The sequence below is a fragment of the Variovorax sp. GW823-FHT02B07 genome (assembly GCF_058797695.1).
This window is the reverse complement of the sequence record NZ_JBXAJX010000007.1, coordinates 220,838-231,677: the sequence shown is the minus strand read 5'-3', so window position 1 is coordinate 231,677 and position 10,840 is coordinate 220,838. Positions and strand designations below refer to the sequence as shown.

Below are 10,840 nucleotides of genomic sequence, written 5' to 3'. Positions count from 1 at the left end.
CACCGCGTGCAGCTCCAGAAGCTTGAACTTCATCAACACCTTCATCGCATGGCGCGCGTGCTTCACAGGGTCTCGCTGCAAGCCAGCTAAACGCTTGCGCGCCGTCTGCAAAGCTCGCTCGACATCGCCAAAGACTCCTCCATGCCCCGGGATCACCTGCCGCGGCGACAATTTCTCGATCAGATCAAGCGTCGCCGCAATGTCTCCGAACGAGGGCTCGCCCATCAGCTCCGGAAAAGCGATGCCAAACCCGTTCTCCCAGAGCGCATCCGCTGAAATCAGGGTCCGCGACACCGGGTCGAAGAGGATCACCGAATGCGGATCGTGACCCGGAGCCCCATGCACTTGCCACGCACTGTCTCCCAATAGGCATTCAGTGCCAGGCTCGAGCAGTCCGGTGAAACCAAAACGCGGACAACTTTGCCCCGTCGCAAGAAAACTCAGACCCTGCGCATCCCACCGCTCAACCAGCGCCGCCTCTCCAGGCGGAATGTCTGTCCGCAACAATGGATAACGCTGCTGCAACGCCGCGTTCCCCCCGCAGTGGTCGCTGTGCAGATGCGTGTTCAGCACCCGATCAAGCGGACGTTCGCCCAGCACCGACTCGACCAGTGCCAACGTTTGCTCGGCATGCGTGGCATAGCCGGTGTCGACCAGCGTCGTTTCCTCGACTCCGACGAAGAGAATGTTGTTCGAAGACAGCCAGCCCCGCTCGAACACGGCGACATTCGCCGGCAGCCCGGCGCTGGCCTCCTCGTGGTGCCCCACGCGCTCAGGCACCGGCGCTGGTGCGCAGCTCGCGCCGCAGGATCTTCCCCACGTTGGTCTTGGGCAGCGACTCGCGGAACTCGATGTGCTTCGGCCGCTTGTAGCCGGTGAGCTGTCCGTTGCAGTACTGGAGCACGGCGTCTTCCGTCAGCGTCGGGTCCTTGCGGACCACAAAGACTTTGATGGCTTCGCCTTGCTTCTCGTCCGGCACGCCCACGGCCGCGCATTCGACGACGCCCGGGCACAGCGAGATCACGTTCTCCAGCTCGTTGGGGAACACGTTGAAACCGCTGACGAGGATCATGTCCTTCTTGCGGTCGACGATCCGGCTGTAGCCGTCTTCCTGCATCACGGCGATGTCGCCGGTGCGCATGAAGCCGTCGGCCGTGAAGGCCGCGGCCGTCTCGGCGGGCTGGTTGTAATAGCCGGTCATCACGTTCGGCCCCTTGATGCACAGCTCGCCCGCCTGGCCGATCGGCAGTGATTGGCCTTCATCGTCCTTGATCGCGATCTCAATGCTCGGCAACGGCAGGCCGATGGTGCCCGTGAACTTCGTGTTCGACACCGGGTTGTTGGTGCCGATCGCGCAGGTCTCGCTCATGCCCCAGCCTTCGATCATCGGGCAGCCGGTGGCTTCGAACCACTTGCGCGCCGTGCCTTCGGAGGCAGCCATGCCACCGGCCTGCGAGACGAACAGCGTCGAAAAGTCGACCGTCTTGAACTCCGGGTGCATCAGCAGCGCATTGAACAAGGTGTTCACGGCCGGCAGCATGTGGAAGGGCCGCTTCTTCAGCACCGCGACGAACTTGTTGAAGTCGCGCGGGTTCGGAATCAGCGTCATGTGCGAGCCCTGGCGGATCACCAGCAGGCACAGGGTCAGCGCGAAGATGTGATACAGCGGCAGCGCGGCGATGCTGTTGACCTTCGCCAGGTCGCCGGCCCGCGCCAGCGCAGGCGTGAACCAGGCCTCGGCCTGCAGCGTGGCGGCCACGATGTTGCGGTGGGTCAGTACCGCGCCCTTCGACAGGCCAGTGGTGCCACCCGTGTACTGCAGGAAGGCGATCGAATCGAGCGTGCTCTGATCGGGCCCGAGCGTGCGTCCGCGGCCTTCGGCAATCGCCTGCTTGAACGGCGTGACCGTGCGGCCGTCGCTCAGTGGCAGCTTGTAGGGCGGCACCATCTTGGCCAGGTGGCGCACGGCCACCGTGATCCACGTGCCGTACAGCCCGCCGAGCAGGTCGCCCATCGCAGTCATCACCACGTGCTTGACCGGCGTGCGCTCGATCACCTGCTCGAGCGTGGCGGCAAAGTTCTCGAGGATGACGATGGCGGTGGCGCCGGAGTCCTTGAGCTGGTGCTCCAACTCGCGCGCCGTGTACAGCGGATTGACGTTGACGCAGGTGTAGCCCGCGCGCAGCACGGCGCACATCGTGACCGCGAACTGCGGCACGTTGGGCAGCATGATCGCCACCCGCGCACCGGGCGCGAGGCCCTGCGATTGCAGCCATGCACCCATCGCCTTCGAGAGCGTGTCGAGCTCGCCATACGACATCCATCGCTCCATGCAGACCGAGAACGGCCGGTCCTTGTAGCGGCCGAAAGCCTCGTCGAACATGTGAGGCAGGGAGCGGTACTGCTCCGGATGAATCTCGTGCGGCACGCCGGCCGGGTAGTTCTGTCGCGCGGATGTCTGCATGCAAGCTCCTTTGGCGCGGATTGTGGGAGCCAATGCCTCCCAGCCGCCAGCGGGCTTGTCCTAGGGGCGCATGCCCGGTGTCGCGCAGGCGATAGCCGCCGTGCGCGCCCGGGTCACAGCGATGCGATCAGGCGTTGCCGGATTCGCCCGGCAGCAGCACGCCGGCCGGGATGTCGGGCTGCACCTCGAGCGCGCGGTACAGCGGCGTGAAGTCCGGGGCCGTGAGATCGAAGAGCTGCGCGAAGTTCTCGATCACGAAGTAGTTGGCCTGGTAAGTGTCGATCTTGTATTGCGTGCGCATGGTGCGCAGCAGGTCGAGCGGCAGGCGGTGCGGCTCGGGGCTGCGCACCGCGTGCTGCAGTTCGCCGACCGAGCTCAGGATGCCGGCGCCGTAGGCGCGCAGGCCCTCGGGCTGGCGGATCAGGCCGAACTCGACCGTGTACCAGTACAGCCGTGCCAGCTTCTCGCCCGCGCCCAGCTCGTGCGCCTTGATGCCGCCCTGGCCGTAGCGCTGCACGTAGTCGGCGAAGGTGGGGTCGAACAGCATCGGCACGTGGCCGAACAGGTCGTGGAACACGTCGGGCTCGACGATGTAGTCGAACTCTTCGGGCTTGCGGATCCAGTCGGTCACCGGGAACTTGCGGTTCGCCAGCAGCGTGAAGAAGGGCAGCTCGGGAATCAGCCCCGGCACCGCGACGATCTCCCAGCCGGTGGCGCGGTGCAGGCGCTCGTTGAGTTCCTCGAAGCGCGGGATGCGGTCCTTCACGCCGAGCAGCGGCAGCGACTTGATGAAGGCGTCGCAGGCCAGGCCCATCAGCTGCGCGGCCTGGCGTTCGTACAGTCGCTTGTAGGTGTCGTGGTCGGCCGCCGTGTAGCTGGCCCAGTCCTGCGGGCAGGTGTAGTCGGCTTGCACCGAACCGCCGCGCGAGTAGTCGCCACGCGGCGGGCGATCGGAGGCGCCATAGACGGCGGGAGTGACAACGGCGGCAGGGGAATCCATGGGGCGTTCGGTTTCTCGGGTTACTTGAGCCAGCGGTCCATCACGCGCTGGAAGTCGCCGCCGGCTTGCTGCAGGTGCAGCCATTGGTCGACATACGATTTGAAAGCCACGTCGTCGCGCGGCAGCATCCAGGCCATCTCGCCGTACTGCAGCGGCTTGTCGGGGTTCACCGCGCACAGCCCAGGCTTGAGCTTCTGCTGCGTGATGGCCTCGGCCGATTCGGTGACGAACACGTCGGCGCGGTTGGCCAGGATCTCGTCGAAGATCGTGACGTTCTCGCCGTGCAGCGTGAGCTTGGCCTGCTTGAAGTTGGTGCGGGCGAAGCGTTCGTTGCTGCCGCCCGGGTTGAAGATCACGCGGGTCGACGGCTGGTCGATGGCCGCCACGCTCTGGTACTTGGCGACGTCGGCGCAGCGCGCGATGGGCGTCTTGCCGTTGACCATGTACGGCGCGCTGAAGAAGGCGCGCTTCTGGCGGTCGGTGGTCACCGACACGCCGCCCACGGCGATGTCGCACTTGCCCGCGGCCAGGTCGGGCAGCAGGTTGGCCCACGTCGTCTTGACCCACTCGGGCTTGGCGCCCAGGCTGGCGCTGAAGCCCGTCATCAGGTCGACGTCGATGCCTTCGAACGAGGCGTCAGCCTTCTGGAAGCTGAAGGGCCGGTAGTCGCCCGGCGTGCAGATGCGCAGCACCGCCGCCTTCTGCACCGTGTCCAGATGCGAGGCACCCGGGCCGGCCGCGGGCGGCGCCGAGGCGCAGCCCGAGAGCACGACCGCAGCGGCGGCTGCCGCGACAAAGGAAGTGACGACAGTCGAAGAAGACGCGTGGCGCATGCCGGGCTCCAGGGCAGTGGTGAAGCGCCTTATTTTGCGGCGCTCAGCACGCCCCGGCGCATCTGGTCGAGCTCGATGCTCTCGAACAGCGCCTTGAAGTTGCCGTTGCCGAAGCCGTCGTCGCCCTTGCGCTGGATGAACTCGAAGAAGATCGGGCCCAGCTGGTTCTCGCTGAAGATCTGCAGCAGCAGCGCGTCCTTCTTGCCGTCGATCAGGATCTTGCGGCTCTTCAGCTCGGCCACGCTTTCGCCGTGGCCGGGAATGCGCTTGTCGATCAGCTCGTAGTAGGTGTCGATGGTGTCCAGCAGCGTCACGCCGTTGGCGCGCAGCGCGTCGACGCTCTCGTACAGGTTGTCCGAACCCATGGCGATGTGCTGGATGCCCTCGCCCTTGTACATGTCCAGGTACTCCTGGATCTGGCCGGCCTGTTCCTTGCCCTCTTCGTTGATCGGGATGCGGATCTTGCCGCAGGGGCTGGTCATGGCCTTGCTCTTCACGCCCGTCACCTGACCTTCGATGTCGAAGTACTTCACTTCGCGGAAGTTGAAGAGCTTTTCGTAGAAGTTGGCCCACACGTCCATGCGGCCGCGGTACACGTTGTGCGTCAGGTGGTCGATGTAGGTCAGGCCGTTGCCCTTGCGCGCGAGCGCGTCCTGCGACGACACGCCCGGCAGCGCCTCGAAGTCCACGTCGTAGAAGCCGATGTTGCCGATGTCGCCCGGCTGCGCGCCGTTCTTGCCCGGCCAGCGGTCCACCAGGTAGATCAGGCTGTCGCCGATGCCCTTGATGGCGGGAATGTTCAGCTCGCCCGGGCCGGCCTTGTCGGCGAAGCCCCAGGCGCCCAGCGCGGTGGCGCGCTCGTAGGCCTGCTTGGCGTCCTGCACGCGGAAGGCGATGGCGCACACGCTCGGGCCGTGCTCGCGCGCAAAACGCTGGGCGAACGAATCGGGCTCGGCGTTCAGGATGAAGTTGATCGTGCCCTGGCGGTACAGCAGCACGTTCTTGTGGCGGTGCTTGGCGATGGCCACGAAGCCCATGCGCTCGAACACCTTGCCCATCGCGACCGGATCGGGTGCCGCGTACTCGATGAATTCGAAGCCGTCGGTGCCCATCGGGTTCTCCCAAGGCGTGAAGGCGGGGGCGTCGGCGTGGCTCATGGGTGCTGTCTCCGGAAAGTGGGGAAAGTTGTGCAGAAAGGAAAACAAAGGCCCGGATTCGGGCCGTGCTGCACTGTAGGTCGGAAGGCATTCAGGTTTTCTGCGTTTCTGGGCGCCCTGGGTGGCCGTGACGCAGTAAAACTGCAAAAATGGCGAAATGGAAGCACTCGACAAGATAGATCGGCTCATTTTGCGCATGCTGCAAGCAGACGGGCGCGCCACCTACGACCAGATCGCGGAGCAGGTCAGCCTGTCGCCCAGCGCCGTGCTGCGGCGGGTCAAGCGGCTCGAAGAGCACAAGGTCATCGACCGCTACGTGGCCCTGGTCCAGCCCGAGGCGGTCGGCCTGGGCCTCACGGCCTACCTGAACGTGCGGCTCGAAAAGCACACCGAAACCCACAAGCGCAACCCCATGGACCTGTTCCGCGCCAGCGTGCAGACCTGGCCCGAGGTGGTCGAGTGCGCGGCCCTCACCGGCGACATGGACTACCTGCTGCGCGTGGTGGTGGCCGACATGGCGCACTACAGCCGCTTCATCATGGACACCCTGCTGAAGCACCCCAGCGTCGAAGACTGCAAGACCAGCTTTGTGCTCGATCGTGTCAAAGCCACAACATCTGTGCCCGTTTAACCACAAATTGGTTGCGGAAACACCACGGACTCTGGTATCGAGTCACGAATGTGTCCTGAAAGTGTCCTTGCGGGCTTGGTGATTAAGGGAAAACCCTTACATTGGAGCCATGCTTACCGCCAAGACCCTCCTCAAAGCGTCTCTCGGCCTCGGCTCTTTCCTGAAGGCGCCGATGGTTGAGGCGCAACCGCGCGCCGTCAGCGCGCCCCCACCCGTCATGGTGCCGATCCGCTCGATCGGCCCGCGCGAACGCGAGCGCATCGCGCGCCACCTGCTGGACCTGACGCCGCACGACCGCTACCTGCGCTTCGGCTACGCCGCGGCCGACGAGCAGGTCCTGCGCTATGTCGAAGGTCTGGACTTCGACCGTGACGAACTGTTCGGCATCTACAACCGCCGCCTCGACCTGATCGCGATGGCGCACGTGGCCTACGCACCCGGCGACCAGCACAGCGACTGCGCCGAATTCGGCGTGTCCGTGTCGTCGCACGCCCGCGGCCGCGGTTATGGTGCGCGCCTGTTCGAACGCGCCGTGGTTGCCGCGCGCAACGAAGGCGTGGGCATGCTCTTCATCCATGCGCTGAGCGAAAACGCGGCCATGCTCAAGATCGCCCGCAACGCCGGCGCCACCGTGGTGCGCAGCGGCTCCGAGTCGGAGGCGCACCTGCAGCTGCCCACCGCCACCTTCGACAGCCGCATGAGCGAGATCGCGCTGGAGCATTACGCCGCCGTCGATTTCGCGCTCAAGAGCCGCGCCAAGCAGTTCTGGGCCTTCCTGGCGAGCCTGCAGGAAGTGCGCAGCGGCATGCGCGACGCGCGCAGCAAATCGGCACCCTGAGCGGGCGAGGGCGGCCTATGCCGGCCGGACGGTAGAGCCTGTCATGCGCAATCCGTTATCCTTGTCTCTCTTCAACTCCGCCCTCCCGCAGTGGCCGACCCTCACCCTGAACGCGCTCCCGTTGAACGGGAAGACAAGCGTGGCTTTCTCCAGAAGCTCGCCGAATTCATCCACCCCGGCCCCGATTCGCGCGACGAGCTGATCGAAACCCTCGCCGATGCCGAGGACAACGAGGTGATCGGCGCCGAATCGCGCGTGATGCTCGAAGGCGTGCTGCGCATGGCCGACATGACGGCCGGTGACGTGATGGTCGCGGCGCCGCGCATGGACCTCGTGAACATCGACGCGCCCTTCGACGCGCTGCTGCACGCCGTGATCCAGACCGCGCACTCGCGCTTTCCGGTCTACGAGGGCGAAAAAGAAAACATCATCGGCATCCTGCTCGCGAAGGACCTGCTCAAGCTGCAGCGCGCGCCGGGCCTGAACATCCGCGCCTTGCTGCGCCCGGCCACCTTCGTGCCCGAGAGCAAGGGCCTGAACGACCTGCTGCGCGAGTTCCGCGGCAACCGCAACCACCTGGCCATCGTCATCGACGAGTTCGGCCGCGTGGCCGGCCTCATCACCATCGAGGACGTGCTCGAGCAGATCGTCGGCGAGATCGAGGACGAGTTCGACATCGCCGAAGACGAGGGCGACATCTTCGGCCTGGCCGACCACACCTACCGCGTCTCGGGCGACACGCCCATCGAGCGCGTGGCGGAGGCCTTCGGCATCGTCTTCAACGAAGAACAGCTCAGCGAAGACTTCGACACCATCGGCGGACTCATCGCGCACGAGATGGGCCACGTGCCCAAGCGCGGCGAGCACCACGCCATCGGCGGCTTCGACTTCGTCGTGCTGCACACCAAGGGCGGCGCGGTGCGCTGGTTCCGGGTGTCGCCGGCGCGCGGCGGCGACGCGGCCGACTGATGCCGGCGCCCGCAGCAGCGGCCCCGGCCCGCGTCTCGCCCACCTCTCCCCCTTCCTCCGCCGCCTCCGGGCTGCTTCGCCTGCTCGGCTTCGGCCTGGCGGGCGTGGCGCAGGCCCTGTCCATCGCCTGGCCGGGCGACGGCCGTCCGCTGTGGTGGCTGCAGCTGCTGTCGCTGGCCGGGCTGGTCTGGCTGCTCGACGGCATGCGCGCGCAGGGCGCGGGCTGGCGCCGCGCCGGCCTGCACGGCTGGGTGTTCGCGACCGCCTGGCTCACCGGCAGCTTCTGGTGGCTCTTCATCTCGATGCACACCTACGGCGGCCTGCCGGCGCCGCTGGCGGTGATCGCCGTGCTCGCGCTGGCGGCGGCGCTCGGGCTCTACTACGCCGTGGCCTGCGCCTGGTTCGTGGTGCGCGGGCCGGCGGGGCGCGTCGCCGGTGCCTTCGTGTTCGCCGCGCTGTGGACGCTGGCCGAGCTCGTGCGCGGCAGCTGGTTCACCGGCTTTCCCTGGGGCGCGGGCGGCTACGCCCATGTCGACGGCCCGCTGGCCGCGCTGGCGCCGTGGGTCGGTGTGTACGGCATCGGCGCCGCGGCGGCGCTGGCCGTGGCGCTGGTCGCGCGGCGCCTGCCGCTGCGCGGCGTGGTGCCGACGGCGCTGGCTGCAGCGCTGCTCGCCGCGGTCTTCGTGCTGCCCAACGTTGTCTCGCCGCTGCCCGCTGACGCGCGCGGCGCGCAGGGCACCACCGGCACGCTGCAGGTCGCGCTGCTGCAGGGCAACATCCCGCAGGACGAGAAATTCATTCCCGGCGGCGGCATCGAAACCGCGCTGCGCTGGTACGCCGAACAGCTGCGCGACGCCAAGGCCCAACTCGTGGTCACGCCCGAAACGGCGCTGCCGCTGCTGCCGCGCCAGCTGCCCGCCGGCTACCTCGACAGCATCCAGGAACGCTACGGCCAGCCGGGCTCGCAGCAGGCCGCCATCGTCGGCCTGCCGCTCGGCGACGGGCCGGGCACCTACCGCAACGCCGTGCTCGGCTTCATGCCCGGTGGCGCGGCGCAGCCCTACGCCTACAGCAAGCACCACCTCGTGCCCTTCGGCGAATTCATTCCGCCGGGCTTTCGCTGGTTCATCCGCATGATGAGCATCCCGCTGGGCGACTTCGAGCGCGGCGGCCTCGCACAGGCGCCCTTCGTCTGGCAGGGCCAGCGCATCGCGCCCAACATCTGCTACGAAGACTTGTTCGGCGACGAGATCGGCGCGAACTTCCGCGACGAGGCTACGGCGCCGACCATCCTGCTCAACGTCAGCAACATCGCCTGGTTCGGCGACTCGGTCGCCATCGACCAGCACCTGGCCATCTCGCGCATGCGCGCGCTCGAGTTCGCGCGGCCGATGGTGCGATCCACCAACACCGGCGCCACCGTGGTGATCGATGCCGCGGGCCGCGTCACGCACCAGCTGCCGCGCCTCACGCGCGGCGTGCTCGAAGCGCCGGTCGAGGGCCGGCGCGGGCTCACGCCCTTCGCGCGCTGGGTCGCGCCCTTCGGCCTGTGGCCGCTGTGGATCGCGGCGCTCGCGATCGTCGCGCTGGGCGCGGTCTTCTTCCGGCCCGGGCGCACCCGGGGCTGAGGCGTACCGGCGGATGCAAATTCGACGTCGTCGTCCATGAAGCACCACCACCGCCCCAAGCCCGCCGCGCCATCCGTTGTCGATGGCACAGGCGACCTTCGCGCCAGGGGCTCGGTGCTCGAAGTCTTTCTCGCTTTCCTGAAGCTCGGCCTGACCTCCTTCGGCGGACCGGTGGCGCACCTGGGCTACTTCCGCACGGAGTTCGTGGAGCGCCGCAAGTGGCTCGACGACAAGCGCTATTCCGACCTCGTGGCGCTGTGCCAGTTCCTGCCCGGACCCGCGAGCAGCCAGGTCGGCATCGCGCTGGGGCTCGGCCGCGCGGGCTGGGGCGGGGCGCTGGCGGCGTGGCTCGGGTTCACGCTGCCGTCCGCCGTGGCGCTCATCCTCTTTGCGGCCGGCGTCACGCACTGGGCGGGCCTGGCGCAATCGGGCGCGGTGCACGGGCTGAAGGTCGTCGCGGTGGCTGTCGTCGCGCAGGCGGTGTGGGGCATGGCGAAGTCGCTGTGCCCCGACCGGCTGCGTGCGGGCGTCGCCATCGCCGCGGCGCTGCTGGTGCTCGCGGTGCCTTCGGCCATGGGGCAGATCGCCGCCATCGTCGCCGGGGGCTTCGTCGGCCGGTGGGCGCTGCCGCCCGGCCACCTGCCCGCCGCGCAGCACCGCGACCACGGCGTGAGCAGGGCGACCGGTGCCGCGCTGCTGGGCCTGTTCGCCGCGCTGCTCGTCGCACTGCCGATGCTGGCCGCGGCGACGGATTGGCCGCCGCTCTCCGTCATTGCGTCGTTCTACCGGTCGGGCGCGCTGGTGTTCGGCGGCGGCCACGTCGTGCTGCCCTTGCTGCAGGCGGGCGTGGTGCCGACGGGCCTGGTCTCGAACGACGTGTTCCTGGCGGGTTACGGCGCAGCGCAGGCCGTGCCGGGGCCTTTGTTCACCTTCGCGGCCTTCCTCGGCGCCGCCATGCCGGGGCCGTTCGGCGGTTGGGTGGGTGGCTTGGCGCTACTGCTGGCCATCTTCCTGCCCGCCTTCCTGCTGGTGGCCGGCGCGCTGCCGTTCTGGGAGACGCTGCGCCAGCGTGATGGCGTCCAGCGCGCGATGGCGGGCGTGAATGCGGCGGTCGTCGGCGTGCTGCTCGCCGCGCTCTACGACCCGGTGTGGACGAGCGCGATCCACTCGAAGGCCGATTTCGGGCTGGCGCTGGCGGCGTTCGGCTTGTTGGTCTACGCGCGCCTGTCGCCGGTGTGGGTCGTCGGACTGGCGGCGGTGGCGGGCTGGCTGCTGGCCCTCTAAGGCCGGCGCATGACCGCATGCCATGCCGGCATGCAG

At 67.8% G+C, this 10,840-nt stretch carries 10 protein-coding genes; 5 read left to right on the top strand and 5 right to left on the bottom strand.

Going from position 1 to position 10,840, the window contains the following annotated elements:
* The 5 genes from AC1RGU_RS27155 to hppD form a co-directional block, all read right to left on the bottom strand.
* On the bottom strand, positions 1-780 hold a 780-nt coding region (locus tag AC1RGU_RS27155), incomplete at its 3' end, for an MBL fold metallo-hydrolase (protein ID WP_492698863.1).
* Positions 773-2,464, bottom strand: coding sequence for an AMP-binding protein (locus AC1RGU_RS27150; protein ID WP_062482236.1), 1,692 nt, complete (start codon positions 2,462-2,464; stop codon positions 773-775). The genes AC1RGU_RS27155 and AC1RGU_RS27150, both read right to left, overlap by 8 nt.
* Before the next feature lie 127 nt (positions 2,465-2,591).
* Positions 2,592-3,464, bottom strand: coding sequence for a phenylalanine 4-monooxygenase (phhA, locus tag AC1RGU_RS27145; protein WP_492698861.1), 873 nt, complete (start codon positions 3,462-3,464; stop codon positions 2,592-2,594).
* Positions 3,465-3,484: 20 nt separating this feature from the next.
* Positions 3,485-4,297, bottom strand: a complete 813-nt coding sequence (locus AC1RGU_RS27140) for a transporter substrate-binding domain-containing protein (protein ID WP_492698859.1) — start codon at positions 4,295-4,297, stop codon at positions 3,485-3,487.
* A gap of 29 nt (positions 4,298-4,326) precedes the next feature.
* Positions 4,327-5,454, bottom strand: a complete 1,128-nt coding sequence (hppD, locus tag AC1RGU_RS27135; RefSeq protein ID WP_062482244.1) for a 4-hydroxyphenylpyruvate dioxygenase — start codon at positions 5,452-5,454, stop codon at positions 4,327-4,329.
* Positions 5,455-5,611: 157 nt separating this feature from the next.
* Here hppD and AC1RGU_RS27130 point away from each other — a divergent pair, with 157 nt between their 5' ends.
* The 5 genes from AC1RGU_RS27130 to chrA all read left to right on the top strand — a co-directional run bounded on the left by AC1RGU_RS27130 (position 5,612) and on the right by chrA (position 10,804).
* Positions 5,612-6,085 (top strand): Lrp/AsnC family transcriptional regulator, encoded by a 474-nt coding sequence (locus AC1RGU_RS27130; RefSeq protein WP_062482247.1) that lies wholly within the window; start codon positions 5,612-5,614, stop codon positions 6,083-6,085.
* 109 nt (positions 6,086-6,194) lie between these two features.
* A complete protein-coding gene (locus AC1RGU_RS27125) occupies positions 6,195-6,923 on the top strand; it encodes a GNAT family N-acetyltransferase (protein ID WP_062482250.1) in 729 nt (242 codons plus the stop codon).
* A gap of 90 nt (positions 6,924-7,013) precedes the next feature.
* Positions 7,014-7,892 (top strand): CorC family transporter, encoded by an 879-nt coding sequence (locus tag AC1RGU_RS27120; RefSeq protein WP_062482253.1) that lies wholly within the window; start codon positions 7,014-7,016, stop codon positions 7,890-7,892.
* Positions 7,892-9,520 carry an apolipoprotein N-acyltransferase gene (gene lnt / locus AC1RGU_RS27115; protein ID WP_492698857.1) on the top strand — a complete coding sequence of 543 codons (1,629 nt, stop codon included), beginning with the start codon at positions 7,892-7,894 and terminating at the stop codon, positions 9,518-9,520. Before AC1RGU_RS27120 ends, lnt begins: the two co-directional genes overlap by 1 nt.
* Before the next feature lie 36 nt (positions 9,521-9,556).
* Positions 9,557-10,804, top strand: a complete 1,248-nt coding sequence (chrA, locus tag AC1RGU_RS27110) for a chromate efflux transporter (protein ID WP_492698856.1) — start codon at positions 9,557-9,559, stop codon at positions 10,802-10,804.
* The last annotated feature ends 36 nt before the right edge of the window (positions 10,805-10,840 follow it).